General features: G+C 44.0%; 14 protein-coding genes. 11 read left to right on the forward strand and 3 right to left on the reverse strand.

Annotation, left to right across the window (positions count from 1 at the left end):
- Positions 1–168 precede the first annotated feature (168 nt).
- The 5 genes from QT973_RS12595 to QT973_RS12615 all read left to right on the forward strand — a co-directional run bounded on the left by QT973_RS12595 (position 169) and on the right by QT973_RS12615 (position 8,077).
- Positions 169–2,547, forward strand: a complete 2,379-nt coding sequence (locus tag QT973_RS12595) for an EF-hand domain-containing protein (RefSeq protein WP_445305694.1) — start codon at positions 169–171, stop codon at positions 2,545–2,547.
- A 150-nt stretch (positions 2,548–2,697) separates the two neighbouring features.
- Positions 2,698–2,898 (forward strand): hypothetical protein, encoded by a 201-nt coding sequence (locus QT973_RS12600; protein WP_333391439.1) that lies wholly within the window; start codon positions 2,698–2,700, stop codon positions 2,896–2,898.
- On the forward strand, positions 2,891–5,302 hold the full coding sequence (gene hsdR / locus QT973_RS12605) for an EcoAI/FtnUII family type I restriction enzme subunit R (protein ID WP_333391441.1): 2,412 nt from the start codon (positions 2,891–2,893) through the stop codon (positions 5,300–5,302). Before QT973_RS12600 ends, hsdR begins: the two co-directional genes overlap by 8 nt.
- Entirely contained in the window at positions 5,299–6,732 is a 1,434-nt protein-coding gene (locus QT973_RS12610; protein WP_333391443.1) for a class I SAM-dependent DNA methyltransferase, read from the forward strand. Before hsdR ends, QT973_RS12610 begins: the two co-directional genes overlap by 4 nt.
- Positions 6,725–8,077, forward strand: a complete 1,353-nt coding sequence (locus QT973_RS12615) for a restriction endonuclease subunit S (RefSeq protein WP_333391445.1) — start codon at positions 6,725–6,727, stop codon at positions 8,075–8,077. Before QT973_RS12610 ends, QT973_RS12615 begins: the two co-directional genes overlap by 8 nt.
- A 153-nt stretch (positions 8,078–8,230) precedes the next feature.
- Here the strand turns inward: QT973_RS12615 and QT973_RS12620 are convergent, their stop codons facing one another.
- The 3 genes from QT973_RS12620 to QT973_RS12630 all read right to left on the reverse strand — a co-directional run bounded on the left by QT973_RS12620 (position 8,231) and on the right by QT973_RS12630 (position 14,156).
- The gene (locus QT973_RS12620; RefSeq protein ID WP_333391447.1) at positions 8,231–9,424 is read right to left on the reverse strand and encodes a glutathione S-transferase family protein; all 1,194 of its coding nucleotides are present in this window, start codon (positions 9,422–9,424) and stop codon (positions 8,231–8,233) included.
- Between the two features lie 235 nt (positions 9,425–9,659).
- Positions 9,660–10,541, reverse strand: a complete 882-nt coding sequence (locus QT973_RS12625) for a tetratricopeptide repeat protein (protein ID WP_445300589.1) — start codon at positions 10,539–10,541, stop codon at positions 9,660–9,662.
- A gap of 366 nt (positions 10,542–10,907) precedes the next feature.
- Positions 10,908–14,156, reverse strand: coding sequence for an ATP-binding protein (locus QT973_RS12630; protein ID WP_333391449.1), 3,249 nt, complete (start codon positions 14,154–14,156; stop codon positions 10,908–10,910).
- A gap of 396 nt (positions 14,157–14,552) precedes the next feature.
- On the opposite strand from QT973_RS12630, the gene QT973_RS12635 reads away from it, so the two are divergent.
- The 6 genes from QT973_RS12635 (at position 14,553) to QT973_RS12660 (ending at position 21,399) form a co-directional block, all read left to right on the forward strand.
- Positions 14,553–15,488: a circadian clock protein KaiA gene (locus QT973_RS12635; RefSeq protein WP_333056796.1), complete on the forward strand. Its 936-nt coding sequence runs from the start codon at positions 14,553–14,555 to the stop codon at positions 15,486–15,488.
- A 188-nt stretch (positions 15,489–15,676) separates the two neighbouring features.
- A complete protein-coding gene (gene kaiB, locus QT973_RS12640; RefSeq protein ID WP_006632119.1) occupies positions 15,677–15,991 on the forward strand; it encodes a circadian clock protein KaiB in 315 nt (104 codons plus the stop codon).
- A gap of 347 nt (positions 15,992–16,338) precedes the next feature.
- Positions 16,339–17,901: a circadian clock protein KaiC gene (gene kaiC / locus QT973_RS12645; protein WP_333056794.1), complete on the forward strand. Its 1,563-nt coding sequence runs from the start codon at positions 16,339–16,341 to the stop codon at positions 17,899–17,901.
- A gap of 587 nt (positions 17,902–18,488) precedes the next feature.
- Positions 18,489–18,797: an EAL domain-containing protein gene (locus tag QT973_RS12650; protein WP_333056820.1), complete on the forward strand. Its 309-nt coding sequence runs from the start codon at positions 18,489–18,491 to the stop codon at positions 18,795–18,797.
- 164 nt (positions 18,798–18,961) lie between these two features.
- A complete protein-coding gene (locus tag QT973_RS12655; RefSeq protein WP_333056793.1) occupies positions 18,962–19,777 on the forward strand; it encodes an alpha/beta hydrolase in 816 nt (271 codons plus the stop codon).
- A 5-nt stretch (positions 19,778–19,782) separates the two neighbouring features.
- Positions 19,783–21,399 (forward strand): diguanylate cyclase domain-containing protein, encoded by a 1,617-nt coding sequence (locus tag QT973_RS12660; protein ID WP_333056792.1) that lies wholly within the window; start codon positions 19,783–19,785, stop codon positions 21,397–21,399.
- The last annotated feature ends 42 nt before the right edge of the window (positions 21,400–21,441 follow it).

The following is a 21,441-nucleotide window of genomic DNA, read 5'->3' on the forward strand; positions in this document are numbered from 1 at the left end:
GCTTGTATGGTGCGTCAGGAGTGAACACTTACAGGACTTGGGAAACACTTCTGTACTGACGCACCCTACTATCGTCTTTTAAATGCCGAACAGCTTAATCAATAGACAGCCAATAAAAAAATCAGGGAAGATTTAGTTATGACCTCTGTGCAGCTTGAAAAAAAAGCCATGACTGAAGAAGATGTGGCAAAGTTATGGGAAGCTTTTAAAGTATTTGACGCGGACGGGAGCGGTGCTATTTCATCAGAAGAACTGGGTCAAGTGATGCGATCGCTAGGCCAGAGTCCTAACGAAACCGAGCTGCGCGACATGATCAAAGAAGTGGACGTAGACTTGTCTGGCAGTATCGATTTTGATGAATTCAAAATGCTGATGGTGTCCCAGCAGGGCGATCGCCAGAGTCGTCTCAAAATGGCATTTAGTGTATTTGATGAAAACGGTAGCGGTCAAATCACTAAAAACGAGCTGCAGGGTGTGATGAGCCAGTTTGGGCTGACAGAGCAAGAGCTCGATGAGATCATCAAAGAGGTAGATCATGACGGCGATGCCTCAATAGACTTTAAGGAATTCTGCAAACTGGTACCGGATGAGTCAGAGCTCACAACAGGATATCAAGACTCGCCGGTTCCGGTTGTCAGCACACAGACAACCGAGATTTCAGACAGTACAGCGGCTGCGATCGCAACTACAGCAACTGCTATCAATGAGGCAGCTTCTGCCACTATTGAACCTAATCTAGAAGAAGCACCCACTGATAGCAATCCAGAAATAGCGCGCCTAAAAGAACTACTCGCGCAACACCCACAAGCTGAGAACAAGCGCGGTACGTCCCGCTTGCAGATGCAGATTGGTTTGTTTCGTCTGATCCAGGGAGCAGCCTACCGCAGCTTCCGCGAGAGTTTTTCCGCCAACCACGAGACTCACCTGCGCGTGAGAAACTTGCCATACAGAATCGTTGATTTTGTGCAATTTGTCAGATGTGCGATCGGGCTTTATAAAGGATTATGTGTAGTAGAGTCGGCGTGCAACCCTTTATTGGATGCAGTAGTTAAATCGCTCGAAGATGAATATGCCCGACTACAAGATCGCATCAAAAACTGGAAGACTATAGAAAAAACTCCCGAAATGTTGGCAGAACAAAAAGCCATGTTGGAGGCGCGGGGTAAGTCTGCAACTGCCAAGGAAAAGTTTGCCGCGGGAGTCGAGTTTGCCATCACCATCAAGAAGAAGAGTCTCAACTTGCGTGACATCGCCGAGGGTGTGCTTGCCATCAACGAACTCAACCGATTGAGAAAAATGGAACTGAGTGAGGAAATGGCACCGCCACCAGCCAAATCTGAAGGAGATCCAAAAGAGTACCTGAAGAAGTGGAACCGAGTCATCCTCTCGGATGCCTCAGAGGAAATTGATGGTGCGATGATGCCAGTCGCCTATTGGTATGAAGACTTTATGCCGAAGCTGTTGGCTGCTTTCAGCGTCAGCACAGCAGCAGACATCCCCTTCAATACGGTTCCTGACGAAGTGGCTTTAAACCAGTGGTACGAAGCGACTAAAACGTCAGGGGAATTTGGGCGCTATGGGGCGGATGTTGTAGAAAGCTTTCCCAAATGCGCTCCAAAACAGAAGCTAATGCTCAAACAGGCATGGCGCTTGACGCACAACTACCTGAATGGGGTACAGAAACGGCGCGAACGCTTGGAGTTTGGGCGCGAGTCTGGCGAACTCTCGCAATACGTATCGTTCATCGACGTGTATATCGATCGCAGTGAAATAAAGAATTCACAAATGCGCGTCAGCTTCCCTTACTATATTGGCCCTGCGGTGTGGCGTTTCTTCCACACTACGGCTGAAATCGTCTCTACCAAAACCCCCCAACAGCAAAAAACTCTGGTGGCAATCTTCAAGGACTTCTTCAAGCTGTTTGCCACTATGTATCCCTGCCCCTACTGCCGCCACCACCTCAACGCCTACGTGGTGCAGAATAAAGAGGTGGAAATGTACCCTGTAGAGTACCTTGTGCTTGGGCGCGACCCGCGTCTGAATGACTTTGAGGTATCAATGGAGGCGAAGCTGTCCACGGTAGTAGATGGCGCTTCCCTGCGCTTATTCTTCTGGAAGCTGCACAATACTGTCTCCTCATCAATTGCGCGATCGGAGGAGTGGTATCACAAGGATGAGAAAGCATTCTACACCACTCGTTATTGGCCCAGCATTGACTCTGAGCTAGCACGAGCCAAAGCCCTCAAACACATTAGCATTGCCACCGATCGGATGTACCGCCTCTACGGTATGCTCAAGCCCGCGGCACGACTGACAGGTGTGAGAGCAACTTTGCAAAAGCTGCTGGATAAGAGGGATGAGGAAGGCATCAAGGAGGCCTGCTTAGTTGCCCAAGATTACATCAAGGAGTTGGAGGAGGCGATCGTCACCGGACAATTCCTACAAGAGACATATTACTTTGACCCTGACCTTGTCGATCGAGCTCCAGTCTTTAGTCCTGAAGAAGAGGAGTTTGCTCGAAGCGGTGTGTTTGTAGAGGTTGCTTAGATATCAGTCCGTAAAAAGTTAAGCTTAAAAGCTTAACTTTTTACCGCTCATAAAAAACTAGACAAATTAGCGTGATTAACATTCTGAGTGGATTTATAGCAGAAGGAAGAACGAAGAAGTCGATGTGAAAATGCAATTCCAGGCAATTGTTTGAGCGATCTAGAACGTCCTTACTGTCTTGGTGGCGGTTGCCAGGGAGGTGACAATGCTAATAAGTTTTTAGAGTTGGCTGTTAGTGGTAATGCCAATGTAATTGTTACGGGTGATTTGGATTTATTGGTATTAAATCCTTTTCAAGCAGTAGAAAATCTTCCTCCTATAGTTAAAATCGGTGACATAAAAGATGACTAATAAACGAGAGCTTTCAGAACAGGATATTTGTACACAGTATATTTTACCTGCTTTAGTTCTAGCGGGGTGGGATATTAGCAAGCAAGTCCGAGAACAGGTTTATTTTACTGATGGTCGAATTTATGTTAAAGGGAATCTAACCCAAAGGGGTAAGGCTAAAAAGGCTGATTACATTCTTTATTATAAACCGAATATACCGATTGCTGTTATTGAAGCTAAAAAAAATATTTATCCTCTTGGTGCTGGTATGCAGCAGGCTTTAAACTATGCAGATATTTTAGATTTACCTGTCGCTTTTAGTTCTAATGGGGATGGTTTTTTAGAGCATGATAAATCTGGCTTTTCTAGTTTGATTGAGCGAGAATTAAGCCTTGATAATTTTCCGAGTCCTGATGAGATTTGGCAAAAATACAAGAAATTTAAGCAGATTGAAACGTCTGAAGCGGAAGAAATAGCCAGCTTTGATTACTTTTTTGATTCTCAAGGTCGCCAGCCGCGCTATTATCAGCAGATCGCGATTAATCGGACTGTAGAAGCGATCGCCAAAGGTCAGAATCGTTTACTATTGGTGATGGCAACTGGTTCGGGTAAGACTTACACGGCTTTCCAGATTATTTATCGGCTATGGAAAAATGGCATCAAAAAACGAATTTTATTTTTAGCCGATCGCACCTCTTTAATTAGTCAAACCAAACGGGGTGATTTTAAGTATTTTAAAAATAAAATGACAGTAATTAAAAAGAAAGTAATTGACACCGCGTTTGAAATCTATTTATCCTTGTATCAGGGTTTGGTTAATTATGATGATGAAGATGCTGATGCTTATCGAGAATTTAGCCGCGATTTTTTTGATTTAGTTATAGTTGATGAATGTCATCGAGGTAGCGCTGCTGATGATAGTAAATGGCGAGAGATTTTAGAGTATTTTAGTTCGGCAACTCAAATCGGATTAACGGCAACTCCAAAGGAAACTAAGGAAGTTTCTAATATTGAATATTTTGCCGATCCGATTTATACTTATTCTCTCAAACAAGGAATTGATGATGGTTTTCTCGCACCCTATAAGGTGATTCGAGTCGGTTTAAATGTTGATTTAGAAGGATATCGCCCCGAAGCGAGTAAGCTAGATAAATCAGGGGATTTAGTCGAGGATCGGATTTATAATTCCAAGGATTTTGACCGGAATTTAGTCATTGATGAAAGGACACAAGCTGTTGCTAAAAGAGTGATGGATTTTTTGCGACAAACAGATGTTTACTCAAAGACTATTATTTTTTGTGTCGATGTAGAACACGCGGAGAGAATGCGACAAGCGATCACCAATGAAGCAGGAGATTTAGTCAGGGAAAATTATAAATATGTAATGCGAATTACTGGAGAAGATAAGGAAGGCAAACTGGAATTAGATAACTTTATTAATCCAGAAGAACGTTATCCGGTGATTGCGACAACTTCTAAGTTAATGACGACGGGGGTTGATGCTCAAACCTGTAAATTAATTGTACTGGATTCTAATATTCGTTCTATGACCGAATTTAAACAAATTATTGGACGTGGAACAAGAATTAATGAACAGTTTGATAAGCGATTTTTCACTATTATGGATTTTAGAAATGTTACGGATCTGTTTTCGGATCGAGCTTTTGATGGTGATCCGGTGATGATTAAGGAAATACGGGATGATGAGGAATTCACACCAGAGAATATTATCGGTGATCTGACAGGTGAAATTATTGATCAGGAGACGGGCGAAATAGTTAATTTTGATCAAAATAATGATCTTCCTGAAAATCTAAAACCGACAATTATTTTTGCTGGTGAAATTACTACAGAAAAACAGGGTAAAGTTTATATTGCTGGGGTAGATGTAACAATCTTAAATGAGCGGATTCAATATCTCAATGATAATGGGGATTTGGTGACAACGAGTTTAAAAGATTATACTAAACAGAACTTGCTGCGAGAATTTAGCAGTTTAGATGAATTTTTAGCCCGTTGGAATGAAGCGGATAAAAAAAGTGCTTTGATTGCAGAACTGCGAGAACATGATATTATTGTTGAGAATTTACAGAGGGATATTAAAAAAGATTTGGACTTATTCGATTTGATTTGTCATATTGCTTGGGATCGTCCCCCTTTAACTCGCAGGGAACGGGCAGAAAATGTCAAAAAACGAGATTATTTTACTAAGTATGAGTCACAGGCGCGAGCGGTGTTAGAGGCTCTTTTAGAAAAATATGCTACGGATGGGATCGAAAATATTGAAGACATTGCTGTGCTAAAATTAGAACCACTCAAGCAATTTGGATCTCCAGGGGAGATCGTCAAACGATTTGGGGGTAAACCTCAATATGTTTCAGCTTTGCGGGAATTGATGTCTGAATTGTATCAAGTAGCAGCATGAAAAATCTGGGCGGTAATATTAAAAGTCTGCGTAATTTTATGCGGAGAGATCCGGGGGTGTCTGGCGATGGACAACGGATCGAACAGTTGGGCTGGTTACTATTTCTCAAAATTCTTGATGCTAGTGATTCAGAGTTAGAATTGCTTAGGGATGATTTTGTTTCCCCGATTCCTGAAAGGTTGCGCTGGTGTAATTGGGCGGCGGATAAGGAAGGAATGACGGGGGATGAATTACGGAATTTTATCGATCAAGAATTGTTTCCCACTTTGAGATCCCTTGATATTAGCACCGGGAATAAACGGGCGATGATTGTCCGAGAGATTTTTGAGGGTACGAATAATTACATGAAAAATGGGACTATTATTCGTCAGGTGTTGAATAGTCTCAATGAAATTGATTTTGAAAGTTCGGAAGATCGTCATTTATTCGGTGATATTTACGAAACTATTTTGCGGGAACTTCAGACTGCGGGCGCTTATGGGGAGTTTTACACGCCTCGCGCTTTAACTGAATTTATGACAGAAATGGTTAATCCCCAGTTAGGAGAATTTGTACTCGATCCTGCTTGTGGTACGGGTGGTTTTTTGACCTGTGCGATTAATCATTTACGTTTGCAAGGCTTGGATGATGTACGGGATTTAGTAACATTAGAAAAAACGATTAAGGGGATGGAATTTAAGCCTTTACCCTTTATGTTAGCCGTGACAAATTTATTTCTGCATGAAATTGAAATTCCCAATATTGAATATACTGATAGTTTAAATCGGGAATATACTTCTATTGGTGATAAAGATCGGGTTGATGTCATATTAGCAAATCCACCTTTTGGGGCTTCGGTGACTGATGGGGTACAGGATAATTTTCCGATGAGTTATCGTACTACAGAAAGCGCAGATTTGTTTTTATTGTTGATGGTGCGGTATTTGCATGATGGCGGACGGGCTGCTATTGTTTTACCTGATGGATCGTTAACGGGGGATGGGGTAAAGGCGCGGATTCGTCAGCATTTATTAGAGTCTTGTAATCTGCATACTATTGTCCGTTTACCTAATTCGGTATTTCAACCTTATGCGTCTGTGGCGACAAATTTGTTATTTTTTACCAAAGGTAAACCGACTCAGGAAATCTGGTATTGGGAACATCAATTACCGTCAGGTGTGAAGGCGTATTCTAAGACGAAACCGATTAATAAAAATGAGTTTCAGTCTTTAAAACAATGGTGGCATAAGCGAGAGGAAAATGAGCAAGCATGGCGGGTAAGTTTTGAGGATTTAGAGAAAAATGGTTTTAATATAGATGTGAAAAATCCCCATGTTGCGGAGGTTGAAAGGGGTTATAGTTCGGTTGAGTTGTTGGATATGTTGCATAATTCTTTAAAGGAAAGTGATAGAATTTTAGATTTATTAAAGGAAGGTATTTTTCATGAGTAAATGGCAAAAAGTAAAAATCAGCGATCTCTTAATTCGCTCAAAAATACCAATTGAAATAGAAGATCAAAAAGAATACAAGCGTGTAACTATTAGAACTAAACATCAAGGAGTATCTTTAAGAGACAAAGAAATTGGGAAGAAAATTGGAACAAAAAAACAATTTATCCTGAAATCTGGACAATTTTTGATGTCTAAAATTGATGCTCGATATGGTGCTTTTGGAATTGCGGGAGATGATGTTGATGGTGCAATAATAACAGGTAATTTTTGGGCTTATGATATAAATCATTCTTTAACCACAGTAGAATGGATTAACAAATATACAAATTCTCCTGCTTTCTACGATCTTTGTGAAAGAGCAAGTAGTGGTATTACTCATAGAAAATATTTGAATGAACAGATTTTTCTTAATCATGACTTATTTATTCCTTTGATTGATGAACAATCAACAATATTATTTTTAAATGGACAAACAACCCAATTAATAAATAATTTTAACGAGGAATTATTTAATCAAGAAAAATATATTGATCAACTAAAACAGGCGATTTTACAAGAAGCTATTTCTGGTCAATTAACAGCAGAATGGCGTAAACAAAACCCAATCCAAAAAGGGAATCCAGACACCGATGCAGCCGCACTCCTCGCCAAAATCAAAGCGGAAAAAGAACAATTAATAGCTGATGGAAAACTCAAAAAAGAAAAACCTATCCCCGAAATTTCACCCGATGAAATCCCGTTTTCTTTACCTGATAGTTGGGTTTGGTGTCGTTTAGGGGAAATATGCGATTTTATCACAAAAGGAACAACTCCTAGTAGCAGCGAATTTAAAGATGGCGGTGAAATACCATATCTAAAAGTTTATAATATTGTAAATCAAAAAATAGATTTTTATTACAAACCACAATTTATTGAAAAAACTACGCATCAAAGATTAAGCCGATCAAAAGTATATCCTGGTGATGTACTTATGAATATTGTTGGTCCACCTCTTGGAAAAATAGCTCTTGTACCAGATGATTTTGAAGAATGGAATATTAATCAAGCACTAGCAATTTTTCGCTGTATGAAAAAATCTGTTAATCAATACATATATATTTTTTTAAATGAAGGTTCAGAAATCAAGAAAATACAAACATTAGGAGTTGTTGGTCAAGATAATATTTCACTAGCACAATGTCGAAATATGCTTATTCCCCTTCCACCCCTTGCAGAACAAAAAGCAATAGTGGAAAAAGTTGATTATTTAATGAAAATAATAGACGAACTAGAATCACAAATCAAACACCGAAAACAATTAGCAGAAGACCTGATGCAAACAGTGTTAAGAGAAGCATTTGAATAGACCGCCAACTGTTACCCAAAAATACATCTTCAATAATCGTATTCTCAAACAAAATTGACTCTATTATCTTGTGTTTGGATGCGATCGCGCTGGCAAAAGTAATCACTAACCATGCTACCAAAAGTTAATTTAACACGCGATCGCCCTAGAATCCTACACAAAATTAGCCGGATCTTGATCTCGCCGATGCTTCAGCAGAATCGGAGAACCTTGGCCATCACCCACCAAAGCCGCCGTTTCCTCCAACGCTTCCCTCAATCGCTTGGCCGCGTAGATCGACATATCACGGGGCACATTCACCCGATCGCGCAAATACCGCAAAGCCGAATCAGAACCAGGCGGCGGCGTACAAACTTCGCCAGTCATCATCAAAGTTAAAGCACAACGCAAAGCCTCATCAAATAAGTTGTCATCAGCAGGATTGACTCGAACGATGTTGCGCTGGTGCTTAATGACGCGATGGAGTGCTTCAGCGCGAGAGGTTTCCGGTTCTGGATACATCACATCCGGGAGTCCAGCCCAAGGCCCATTATCCACGCGGGCTTTATTGAGTAGCATCTGAGGTTCGCCGTTTTCATAACAGCCGCCCATCTGAGGCGGTAAATCGTGGACGTGGGTGTGAAAATCGCTCTGAGTGCCGCGATAGGTAGGGCGGGTTTCCATCGCCGCAAACCAGTCAGCAAAGCGCGGGTTTTCTTCCCGCATCGAGTAGCCTTTGTAGTAGTAAAGACTGGCATTCATCCGTTCGACGTAGGGCGTAAAGATGACATCCGCAGTGCCAAATTCATCGAGGAAATAAGGCCCCGGAGTGCTAGCCAAGGCTGCTTCTACCTGGGTGACGACGCTGATAAATTGGTTGCGGTTGTGCTGTTCTACTTTGGCTGAACTTGCTGGGTAGCACAGCCAAGAGCACCAGGCCCTAAACAGCAGTCGCTCTAACCGCCGCATGGGTATGACTGCGGGGTTTTCCATGCCCAAACCCAAGGGGCCATAGACTCGTTCGAGGGCGATTAAGATGTCATCGCTTTCGGTGATGATGCGGCCGTCTAGTTCGATCGCCGGTAGCATTCCCGAAGGCACTTTCCGCTTGTACCAGCTTTCCTTTTCCCCATAGCAGAACATTGTAACTTTGTCAATACGGTAGGGGATTTCTTTTTCTTCCAGCCACAACCAGATTTTTTGGCAGTAGGGACACCAAGCATGGTTATCGCGGTACAGGGTGACTCGCACATCGGATTCGGTTTTACCGAAGAGGCGCAAGCGGGATTGAGCGTTGGTGGGGCCGTTTGTGCGATCGACCTCAAAGTCTGTGAGGGCTTCTAGTTCTTTCCAGCTTAGGGGGGTCATGGGATTTTAGATTTTAGATTTTAGATTTTAGATTGGAGAATTGAAGACAGCAATTGCTTCGTGGCAATAATAGAACTTACGCACCAACTCTATCTGTAGGGTGCGCTGTGCGCGCACCTTACCCCTACCCATAACGTATTCAACTATTTTTTGGTCTTAGTCGTGAATAAGATAGTTGGTGCTCAGTTAAAAAAGGCTTTGAGGACTTAAGTCCTCACTACAAACTTAACTACAATTAAGGCGACAGTTGGGGAGGGGGTGGGGCGTCTTGAATTTTAGTCAGTGCTGCTTTGATTTCAGGAGTGGCTAGCAACTTTTGGGTATCTGCGATTAAACGATCGCCCCAGAGGTTTTCTTTGAGATATTCTACGGTAGCATAGCGTTGGTCTAGTTTCAGAGCTGCTTCTCCCATCGCTAAGCCTTTTTCTTTGTCACCTTTGGTGTAGAATGCTACTGCTAGAGCTAGCATTGCTTCGGCTGCTTTGTCGTCGATCGCGATCGCTTCTTGCCAGCGTTTGATGGCGCTATCAACATCCCCCATTTCGTATTTGACTAATCCGATATTGTTGACAGCAGGCCAAAGATTTTTTTCTAAAGCAAAGGCTTTTTCGTATTGGGCGATCGCCTGATCGAACCGCTTCAGCTTATAAAAAGCATTGCCTAAATCAAATAATGCACCTGGAGTGTCTGGTTTGAGTTTTAATCCTGCTTGCAAATATTCGGCTGCTTTCTCGTAGTTCGCTTTCCGAAAGTGAGCTTCTCCCAAGACAAATTTAATTGATGGATTTTCGGGCGACAGAGATTGAGCTTGTCCCAAAGCTTCAATGCCTTTGTCAAACTGCTCGACTTGAAGGTACAAGCTACCTAACAAAGTCCAAGTTTGAGCATTTTTGGGGGCTAACTGTGTGGCGAGTTCGGCTCTGGGTACCGCTAGTTGGTACTGCTGGAGTCTGGCTAGCTGGACGGCTTCTTCTGCAAGGCTCAATGCCGTTTGTTCGAGTTGGGCCGAGTCGATTTGCAGGGTGTAAGGCAGGAGTGCCTGTGCAACAGCAGGCTCGGGCATTGCCCCCAAACCGAGTGCGAGTAGCAGAGATATTAAAGGAATGCGATTAGGCACTGTACAGCCCCAGAAAAAAATATAAGGGTTTCTCGATCGCCTATAATAACTCATATTTTTGAGTTTTGATATTGCTTCTTGACTCGCAACACTTTTTGGTTTTCATTTAAATACTTCTCAAATTATGTTTACATTCTGGATTGTCGTTTTTATTCACTGTTTTAGACACGACTGATTACCTCACTACAAATAGGCACAATTATGAGTTATTAGCAACTTAAATGAGTCAATAAATAACGCTTCGCGGTTTATATTTTAAAACTTAAAAAATCCTTTTTTTTGTCCTAAATACTCTTTTGTTTTTACTGGTTATAAAGGAGTAAATTATTCAATCTAAACCTGGTAAATCCTTCATTTTCAAAAATTTTAGTGAGTTAATAAAGCTTGTTGAATTTTGTCTAACAATTGTGCTGCCGATAGGGAAGAAGGCAAAATTTTGGCAGATACTTCTTCCAGTAGAAAGTCGATCGCCTCGGATTCCGAATTTACAGCCGATCGATAATCCCAGACTAAAATTGGCAGTTTTACTGCCATTTGCCGCAGGTTCGATAGCGCCTGCAACATAGCGGGGGATTCTGAGGGGGCATCTCGCAAGCACAGCAAAACTAAGTCAACGCTTTGATATTGCAACTGCTGCAAAACTTCTGTCCAGCAGGGAGCGATCGACCCTCGAAATCCTGCGGTTTGGACGTACTGAATCAAAGCTTGAAAGTTGGGAGTAGAAAACTGGGAATTGGGGAGGGGAATCTCGGCCGCGGTCGATCGATCGCCATGTTCCAATTCTCCCGTCGGCTTCCCCCCAGAAGAGGAGTGCAAATCCGGTAAAGTCGAAATGTCGGCAAATAAAATGCTGGGCTTCCAACTCATGCCCGCAGCAACTTGAATTACTTGCCACAAAGCACTTGGCATTAACCCGGTTGGTGAAGTTTCACCGTCGTCGGGACTGCTAGTGGCTAAACAGGGAAATACGGACAATCCTTTGACTTGATTTGCCAGTTGCGTAGTTCGGGAGTCTAAAGTCACCAAGGGGAGAGAACCCAAATTTCGAGACCGACTTAACTGTTCGATAAAAGCTAAGGGGTTTTGCAGTTGACTTGTACCGTCTAAGACGATCGCATCGGGCCGCCAAATTCGGGCCACGAGTTCTGCTTGGCCGAGGTCGTCTGCTTCTAAAACCCGGCAGTAGTTGGGGTTGAGCAGTAAAGCGGAACCTTGAGACGAACTGTTTTGCGGGCTGAGCCACAACACGGTTAAAGAACTCCTTACTTTGGCGCTACTAGCATTACTGTGGCCGATCAAGTCTGCCAGCAGCCGCCGCAAAGCGGGTTCTTCCACCGGCAAGCTCAAAAAGCCTTCGGCCCTGTTGACACTGGCCCGTTCTTTTTCGCCTCTGGTGGCCGTGACGATCGCCGGAATCGATCGGGTATCCGGGTCACTCTTGAGCAGCGTCAGCACGTCCCAACCCGACAGCAGGGGCAGCAGCGGGTTGAGGAAAATCGCTTCGGGACTAAACCTGCGGGCTTTTTCCAGCGCTTCGGTGCCGGAACGGGCCACTATTACTTGGTAGCCCAAACCTGAGATGACGTTGGTTAAATCTTCGATATATTTGGGAACTGCTTCGACTATTAATACTAAACGAGAGCGAGAATTGGCGATCGGAATCTGATATTGGGGTTTTAATAATTCTTCCTCAGCGGCTCCCGGTGCCGGGACTTCTTCGCTGCTGTTTCCCGGAGGAGTTGGTGGCAGCAGCAGGGTAAATTGAGAGCCTTGGTTTTCTGAGGAAATAAACGAAACGTCTCCGCCGTGGAGCCGAGCTAGGCGTTGAGTCAGTACCAGTCCCAGTCCGGTTCCTTGAAAGCGGCGGGTGAGGGGGCTTTCTAGCTGTTGAAATTTCTGAAAGATTAGGTGCTGTTTGTCGGCGGGGATGCCGATGCCAGTGTCCCAAACTGTGAATGCGATCCAGCCTTCCCAAACATTTACTTTCAATCCGATTTTGCCACCGATTTCTGTGAATTTTAGGGCGTTGGAAAGGAGGTTAACTAGCATTTGCCGCAGTCGCAGTTCGTCGGCAATTAATTGGCTCAGTCCCGGTTCTATTTCGAGTGTAAATTCTATTTGGGCGGATGGTTCTGCGTTGGCTGTACCGTCCGTTTTGCTGGGGGCGGGAGGGTTTTTTTCTTCTTGCTGTTGCAGTTGTTTTGCTTGTTCAAAGGCTCTTTGGCAGGTTGATGCTATTTCCACTGCTTCGGGAATTAGTTCTAGCTGCCCGGTTTCCATCCGGGTCAAGTCTAAAATGTCGTTAACTATTGTCATCAAATGCCGCCCGCTTTTATGGATTAGTTTGGCGTAGCGTGTTTGGCGATCGTTGAGTTCTCCGATCAATTTATCTTTGAGGAGGCTGGACAAACCGAGGACGGCGGTGAGGGGGGTTTTTAGTTCGTGGCTGATGCAGGATAAAAATTCGTCTTTTAGTCGGTTGAGGTGGATTAAATCTGCGTTTTTCGCTGCTAGTTCTTTGGCGACTAAATGTTCTTCGGTGACATCTTGTCCCATTACTAAAATTAGCTTGTCTGAGAGTGGCTGTTTGACAAATTGCCAGATCCGTTCTTGACCTTTTTGTACGGGGCACTCGCAAATGTAGGTGTCTGGTTTGCCGGCCATGGGACACCAAGCTGGAGCGGTTAATGTTGAGGGGGAGGCGGCGGCGTACAGGGGCAGCGGGCAACTGGTGGCTGCGGTTGAATCACGCGCGGCGAAGCTATCCCGCAGGGAATCGCCCGCTCTAGTTGCTCCTACTAGGCTCCTGCAGTCTTTGGTGATGGCCTCAAACTGCACGCTCTTGTATTCGCTTGTTAAATTGCTTGGTTTGCGGGGCGAGTGTTTACCCAAATTTGCTGCTGGTTCGGGAACTGGTTCTGGGCCTGCTCCCAGCAAAATCCGCCACGCTGCGTTTTGACTGACTATTTGTGCGGTTGGGGTTTGCAATCTCAGGGGCAGGGGCAGTTTTTCCAACAGTTCAACTAGGGAGTTGAGGTTTTCCGAAGGTTTCAATCCTGCTTCTAAAAAGCGTACTTGAGCGCCTAGGGCCGTGGCGATGGCTTCGGAAACCGGTTTTAATTCGATTTCTTTGACGGCTGTTTCCTGCTCTGTGAGGCTGCAGAGCGAGCTGCTGTTGAGTGCGGCGAATTGCAGCAGGCTCAGGCTGTCTAGCATTCCTAAAAATTGACCGCTGGCATCTGTGACGGCGATCGGGTTGTTTGATGAAATGCCGGCGGTTTGGCGGTTTGGCTGGGCTGGGGTGTTCTGTTCTTCTGTTTGCAGGTACTCCCAGAATTCCCTGACGCTCATAGTGGCGGGTAATGCTCTGACTGGTTCGATCGCGATCGAGCTTTCTGACAAAGGTTGCGGCCCGTCGTTTGTGCGATCGGCTCCCCAAGCCCAAAGGCTGCGGAGGTACACTAATCCCAGCGGCTGTAACTGTTCGTTGACTACTGCGACTCGATCGCAGTTACAGGAGCTGAAAATTGACTGCAGCGATTCTAGCGCACTCGTTTGGAGGCACAGCGGCACTGGCTCGATAAAATTTTTGAGACTGGGGGTGGTGAGTGGCATAACAAACCTGAAAGTCTGCTCGCGAGAGCAGTAATATTTTTGATGCTCAATGTAGCTGCGAATTTCTGTATCTTATTTGTTTTATATCAGTTCGCTATCAGGCTCGTTATCCGCACCGAGACCGGGGAGTTCGATGCCTACGCCTGATTTGAGGCGACTAGCAATTATTTTAAGGCTTAAGCTTAATTGCAGAAATCACGCTCAGGGTGCTTGACACAAAAACCACGGAGTACACTTTGATTCTTCCTCTGGTAGAAGCGCATCACTTATTTTGCGGTTAAGATTGGTTAAAATAAATGTTGAGATGATTGTTAAAATGTTAAGTTTTTTGTAAAGGAGATATCAACTCTGAGCGATCCAGCACTTTCAGGCAACTTAGGTGGTGCACCTACAGCTTTGCTTCCTCAACTGTCTATCGGTATTTTTGTCCGCTCTGAGGAAATTGCAGCCTCTGCGATCGAGCTTTTGAGAGGCGAACGCTATACTTTAACGCACATTAAGTCGGCAGTGGAGCTTTTGGGGTTCCTTAAACACAATTATCACCTTGATTGTTTGGTTTTGGAGGTGGATGGGGATCTGCGATCGCTTCTGGGGAAGCTGCAAGAACGATCGCTCTTTTTGCCTGCTGTGATTTTTTCGCCTCACGCGCAGGTAGATGGCAAGCCCGAAGCACCATATTCAGATGGTTTTGAGGCCGCAGCCAGTACCGCCAACCAGAGTCAAGACGAAAGCTGTGCTTTTTTTTATCACCCTGCTGAGGTGCAACTGGCAATCGCTCGATCGAGATCCATAGCTGCCGCTATCGATCGGGCGATCGCACAATTTCTGAAACTTTCAACTCCGGTTCCTGTCAATTACCAATCCGTAACCGTCGATGCGACAGCCCAATTGACTGCTCAAAGTTTGCTCAGCCGACAGCAGCGGCGACTGGCGGAAAAATTACGGGAGCGATTAGGATACTTAGGTGTGTATTATAAAAGAAATTCTCAGATTTTTTTGAAAAATCTGTCGGCCCCCGAAAAGCAAAAGTTTTTGGAGCAACTCAAGTCAAGTTATCGCGACATCGTTTTGAATTACTTTTCTCAAGATGCTGCCGTCAACAATCAAATAGATGAATTTGTGAATTTGGCTTTTTTTGCTGACGTTCCCGTGACTCAAATTGTAGAAATTCACATGGAATTGATGGACGAGTTTGCTAAACAGCTAAAATTAGAAGGGCGCAGCGAGGAAATATTGCTAGATTACCGTTTGACCCTGATTGACGCGATCGCTCATATGTGCGAGATGTATCGGCGATCGATTCCGAAAGAGACATCTCAAGGTAGAATGTAGCAGGGATTTGGCATAATTGAAGAAACAAAAGGTAGAAGGTAGAATCTAACAAAAAATAAAGGAGCCGACCAACTGCCGATCGAGCGTGAGGCTGAAATTATTATAAAATAACAAAGAACAGCGGATTTAAGACAAATAACAACTACAACTAACATCTGACAACTAATACTCAACATTTAAAAAAGTTCATGAGTCCTCTGAAGAAAACCTACGTTCTGAAGCTATACGTTGCGGGGAATACTCCCAACTCAGTGCGAGCTTTGAAAACCCTAAAGGACATCCTAGAACAAGAATTTCAAGGTGTCTACGCGCTGAAAGTCATAGATGTTCTCAAAAACCCTCAGCTAGCAGAAGAGGACAAAATATTGGCAACCCCGACGCTGGCCAAAATCCTGCCGCCGCCGGTGCGAAAAATTATTGGCGATTTGTCCGATCGTGAGAAAGTTCTGATAGGATTAGATTTGCTCTATGAAGAACTTCGCGAAGAAGACCTGAATTCATAAGATAATCAGGTAAGAGTCAGTCGATTTTAGATTTGAGACTTCGGTTTGGCGTCAAACGTTCGGCGAGCGCGAGCGTCGAAGCGTCGAGTCGCGCGATCGTCGAACGATTTTAGATTTTAGATTTACTCCACAGATGAATCTGGGAGGTTGAACAAAAGTCTAAAATTTCTATCTTTCCACGACAGGAGTACGTGGCACGGTATCGGTTTTTGGGCGGGGTCATTAGTCAGCATTCAGCAGTCATTAGTTATTGAGCAAGAGCCAAAACTAAAAGCTGGGTACAAAGACTCACGATCCGCGGTTAATGAGTGACAACTAAAGAATACTGAGAGTTGACAAAAATCGACATGAATGAAATTAGTCAAACGGTTAAACGAGAAGGATTGGTAACGGCAGGAGTTGAAAAAATTCGCACGATGATTGAGGGTTTCGATGACATCAGTCACGGCGGAATGCCCATCGGCCGAACCACCCTAGTCAGTGGCACATCAGGAACGGGAAAAACTTTATTTGCCGTACAATTTCTCTATAATGGAATTACCCATTTTGACGAAGCTGGAGTGTTCGTAACTTTTGAAGAATCTCCGACAGATATTATTAAAAATGCTTGCAGTTTCGGTTGGGATCTAGCACAGTTAATCGAGGAAGGCAAGCTATTTATTTTGGACGCTTCCCCCGATCCAGAAGGTCAAGATATCGTAGGAAATTTTGATTTATCAGCCTTAATCGAGCGAATTCAGTACGCCATTCGCAAGTACAAAGCCAAGCGGGTTTCAATAGATTCTGTTACCGCCGTATTTCAGCAGTACGATGCTGCATCGGTGGTGCGCCGAGAAATTTTTCGCTTAGTTGCGCGCCTCAAACAAGTCGGAGCAACTACAGTTATGACGACGGAACGGGTGGAAGAATACGGCCCGGTGGCTCGGTTTGGAGTGGAAGAGTTTGTGTCGGATAATGTGGTGATTGTTCGCAACGTATTGGAAGGAGAACGCCGCCGCCGCACCATCGAAATTTTGAAGTTGCGCGGTACAACTCATATGAAGGGCGAATATCCTTTTACTATGACTAATGACGGAATTAATATTTTCCCATTAGGGGCGATGCGATTAACTCAAAAGTCTTCCAACGTGCGGGTTTCTTCGGGCGATAAAACTCTCGACGAGATGTGCGGTGGCGGCTTCTTCAAAGACTCGATTATTTTGGCTACGGGTGCAACGGGAACCGGCAAAACGCTGTTGGTGAGCAAGTTCTTGCAGAATGCTTGTATGAACGGCAATCGGGCGCTGCTGTTTGCCTATGAAGAGTCGCGAGCTCAGTTGTTCCGCAATGCTTATTCTTGGGGCATTGATTTTGAGGAAATGGAACAGAAAGGAATGCTGAAGCTGCTGTGTACTTACCCGGAATCTGCTGGTTTGGAAGACCACTTGCAGACTATTAAATCAGAAATTGCGGAGTTCAAACCTTCTAGAATTGCTATAGACTCGCTGTCGGCTTTAGCTAGGGGTGTCAGCAATAATGCTTTCAGGCAATTTGTGATCGGAGTGACAGGTTTTGCGAAGCAGGAAGAAATCACTGGCTTTTTTACGAATACAAGCGACCAGTTTATGGGTTCTAATTCGATTACCGACTCCCATATTTCTACGATTACTGACACAATTATTATGCTGCAGTATGTAGAGATTCGAGGAGAAATGTCGCGGGCAATTAATGTGTTTAAGATGCGCGGTTCGTGGCACGACAAAGGAATCCGGGAATACACAATTACTGAAAGAGGCCCACAAATTAAAGATTCGTTCCGTGGTTACGAACGGATTATCAGCGGTTCTCCGACTCGGATTACGATTAATGAGAAGAGTGAGCTATCGCGGATTCTCCAGGGTGTGCAAGGTCAAGACGACGAGGATATTTGAGAGTTAGCAGTAATTCGTTGTTAAAAGTAGGTTGGGTTGAGCTAGGAAACCCAACTTTTTTAATTTGAGGATTTTGTGAACATTTATAGCAACCGCGACAATATTTGGCAGGTTCTTAATTGCTGAAATAGGAGCTTTTATTGCCTTCTTCATCACCCCCTTTTGCTATAGTAATCCCACTAAATTGGTTGTGGTAAAAATCTAGGGGTAAGCTGTTGTTTCTATAAATTGTATATTTCAATGACATCTCAAAAATCATAAAATCCTGTCTCTACTCGATTTGCAAACAGGTAGCCTTGCTGGTGTTAAAGTTATAGTAGGAGGAGGGCATTCTCCTGAAGTAGGTTGGATTCATCGCCATCGATGTATTCCCCTCGCCGAAAAAACTAGATTGATTTTGCCCGAAGAGCAAATGGGTTTTAGAGCAAGCTTGTGGGCAATATCAGCAGTGGCTAGCAGCAGGACTAATTCTTCCTAATATCGCGGTGAATCTGTCGGCACGTCAACTCACCCAGCCGACTTTAATCGCTAAGAGCGATCGCATCCTTGAGCGCACCGAGATGAAGCCGAAATATCTATAGCTACAGATTACGGAAACTGTAATGATGCTTAATGTTGACATTACATACCATGTTTTGAGCAAATTATCAAAGCATGGTATGGGGATTTATGTCGAGGATTTTGCGACTGGCTATTCTGCTTTTAACAACCTGAAAAATTTTCCGGTGAAGTCGCTCAAAATTGCTCGCTCATTTGTCCGCGATTTAGCCAGCGATCCGAGCGATCGCGGAATTCAAAAACCCATAGTTGTAATCCCAGAGGGGTTAAATCTCAGCATAATTGCTGAAGGAATGGAAGCCCCAGCGAAATGGGAATCGTTACAAGCGATCGCCTAGGAAATCGGGCAGCGTTATATGTTGAGGAAGCCTGCCATTGCTGAGGTTGCCATTCAATTAATCCGACATCCTGAATTGTTGTCTACCACTATGTGGGATCAGCAATCGTCCCTCATGAAAGCGCGCAAAAGTCTTATAATTAATTTAATGCTCGTCTCGCTCAAATGACTAAAAAAATTTTCTTACGGAATAATATAAAAGTCTTAGGACAAGGCACCCAGACGATGATGTTTGCTCATGGATTTGGGTGCGATCAAAATATGTGGCGTTTCGTAACACAGGCCTTCGAGAAGGATTACAAAATTATCCTATTTGATTATGTAGGTTCGGGACAGTCTGATATTAGTGCCTACAGTTATGAACGGTACAGCGACCTCAATGGCTATGTTCAGGATGTCCTCGATATCTGTGAACAATTAGCCTTGAGGGATGTAATTTTTGTCGGTCATTCTGTCAGCAGTATGATCGGCCTTCTGTCCTCAATTCAAGCTCCTAATTACTTTAATCGCCTGATTTTCGTAGGGCCTTCACCTTGCTACATCAATGATTTACCAAATTATTACGGAGGGTTTGAGCGCAAAGATATTGAGGATCTCCTCGATATCATGGAGAAAAATTACATTGGTTGGGCAAGCTTTCTGGCGCCAATGGTGATGCAGAATGAGGATCGTCCTGAGTTAACGGAGGAACTTGAGACAAGTTTTTGCTCTACGGATCCGGTGATTGCAAGTCGCTTTGCCGAGGTAACTTTTTACTCTGACAATCGCAGTGATTTACCCAAGGCATCAGTACCTACACTGATATTGCAATGCGCTGATGATGTGATTGCTCCCACCCAGGTAGGGGATTACCTCCACCGCCACCTACCTAAAAGTACGCTACGGGTGATGAAAGCTACGGGACATTGCCCGCACCTGAGTCATCCACAAGAGACGATCGAGATGATTAAGGAGTATGTGAGTGTACCTCATACTACCTGATTTGTATGGCAAACATGACCTACCAGATAGACGAGCTACTCAACACGTCACCCTGTGGATTCCTCTCGTTTGCTGACGATGGTACGATCGTAATGGTCAACGCCACATTACTGCAATTACTCGGATACGAAACCGATGAACTGCGGGGACAGAAGATGGAATTCATTCTGCCAATGGCCAGCCGGATTTTCTATCAAACCCATTTCTTCCCCCTGTTGAAGCTCCATGGTAAAGTAGAGGAAATTTACTTCTCATTAAGGTCAAAGGAGGGTAGTGATATACCGATGCTGATCAACGCTGTGCGTCGGGAGAAAGGAGGAAGCTTCGTCAACAATTGCATCTTGATCTGTATCCGCCAGCGTATCCTATACGAAGGTGAAATTATTAAAGCAAAAAAAGCAGCAGAGGCAGCTATTCTCGCCCAAAAGCAAGCAGAAATCGCTCTGCGGAAACAGTACGACAAGGCGATATTACTTCAAGAAATTACTCAACACATCCGTCAATCTCTTGATTTGTCTACAATTTTTGAGATTGCTTCGCAGGATATTCGCTTGTTTCTTGATGCCGAGCGCGTCGGCATATTTAAGTTCGATCCTGATAGTAAATTTGGATATGGTGAGTTTGTTTCAGAATCCGTAGGCGAAGGATGTAAATTGGTAAGCAAAAATCAATTTAACGACCATTGTTGTGGTGAACAATATCCTGATTCATATCAAGAATGGAGAACGCAGATAGTAGAAAATATCAATAATATTGACCTTCAACACTGTTACCGCGCTCTTTGGAAACAATTTCCGGTTCGGGCTAATTTAGTTGCGCCGTTGCTCAATGGACAAGATTTGTGGGGGTTGTTATGTATTCATCAATGTTCTGCTCCTCGGCAATGGGAAGAATTTGAAGTTGACCTTGTTAAACAGATTGCTAATCAGTTAGCGATCGCCATTAAACAAGCGGATATTTTTCAGAAATTGCAGAAGGAATTGGCAGAAAGGCAGCAGGCTCAAGCGCGGATGAGAGAAATTAATCAACAACTGGCACTCTCTAACGAAGAACTAGCGCGCGCTACTCATCTCTTAGAACAAGTGGTAAATATTGATGGGTTGACTCAAATTGCTAATCGTCGCTGTTTTAATGACCGCTTAGAACATGAATGGCAGCGGCTATACCGGGAAAAAAAACCTATTTCTCTTTTGTTATTTGATGTGGATTATTTCAAACGTTATAATGATTCCTACGGTCATCAAATGGGGGATAGTTGTCTGTTCAAACTTGCTCAGACGGTGCAAGAGGTGGTGTACCGTCCGGCGGATTTAGTGGCGCGTTACGGCGGAGAAGAATTTGCCATCATTTTGCCTAATACAGATATTGAAGGAGCGAGTTCGGTGGCCCAACGGATTCACGCTGCTATTCAAGCTTTACATATTCCTCACAAAACCTCTGATGTGAGCGATGTAGTTACTATTAGTATGGGTATCGCCAACTTAATTCCGATTTCGGAACTATCATCGGCTGACTTGATTGCGCTTGCCGATCGTTCACTCTACCGTGCCAAGCAACAGGGGCGCAATCAGTCCGCGACCTGCGAGTACAGTGGCGATTCAATTTTTGACACTGACGCTTAAATCACAATAATTGAGGCCGAGGACAAAAATTTGTCCCCGGTC

Source organism: Microcoleus sp. Z1_A1, assembly GCF_036700305.1.
Lineage (GTDB): Bacteria > Cyanobacteriota > Cyanobacteriia > Cyanobacteriales > Microcoleaceae > Microcoleus.

Coding starts and splice junctions, on each gene's coding strand:
- QT973_RS12595 (WP_445305694.1), top strand. CDS start 169: ATGACTGAAGAAGATGTGGCAAAGTTATGGGAAGCTTTTAAAGTATTT.
- hsdR (WP_333391441.1), top strand. CDS start 2,891: ATGACTAATAAACGAGAGCTTTCAGAACAGGATATTTGTACACAGTAT.
- QT973_RS12610 (WP_333391443.1), top strand. CDS start 5,299: ATGAAAAATCTGGGCGGTAATATTAAAAGTCTGCGTAATTTTATGCGG.
- QT973_RS12615 (WP_333391445.1), top strand. CDS start 6,725: ATGAGTAAATGGCAAAAAGTAAAAATCAGCGATCTCTTAATTCGCTCA.
- QT973_RS12620 (WP_333391447.1), bottom strand. CDS start 9,424: ATGACCCCCCTAAGCTGGAAAGAACTAGAAGCCCTCACAGACTTTGAG.
- QT973_RS12630 (WP_333391449.1), bottom strand. CDS start 14,156: ATGCCACTCACCACCCCCAGTCTCAAAAATTTTATCGAGCCAGTGCCG.
- kaiB (WP_006632119.1), top strand. CDS start 15,677: ATGAGTCCTCTGAAGAAAACCTACGTTCTGAAGCTATACGTTGCGGGG.
- kaiC (WP_333056794.1), top strand. CDS start 16,339: ATGAATGAAATTAGTCAAACGGTTAAACGAGAAGGATTGGTAACGGCA.
- QT973_RS12655 (WP_333056793.1), top strand. CDS start 18,962: ATGACTAAAAAAATTTTCTTACGGAATAATATAAAAGTCTTAGGACAA.
- QT973_RS12660 (WP_333056792.1), top strand. CDS start 19,783: ATGGCAAACATGACCTACCAGATAGACGAGCTACTCAACACGTCACCC.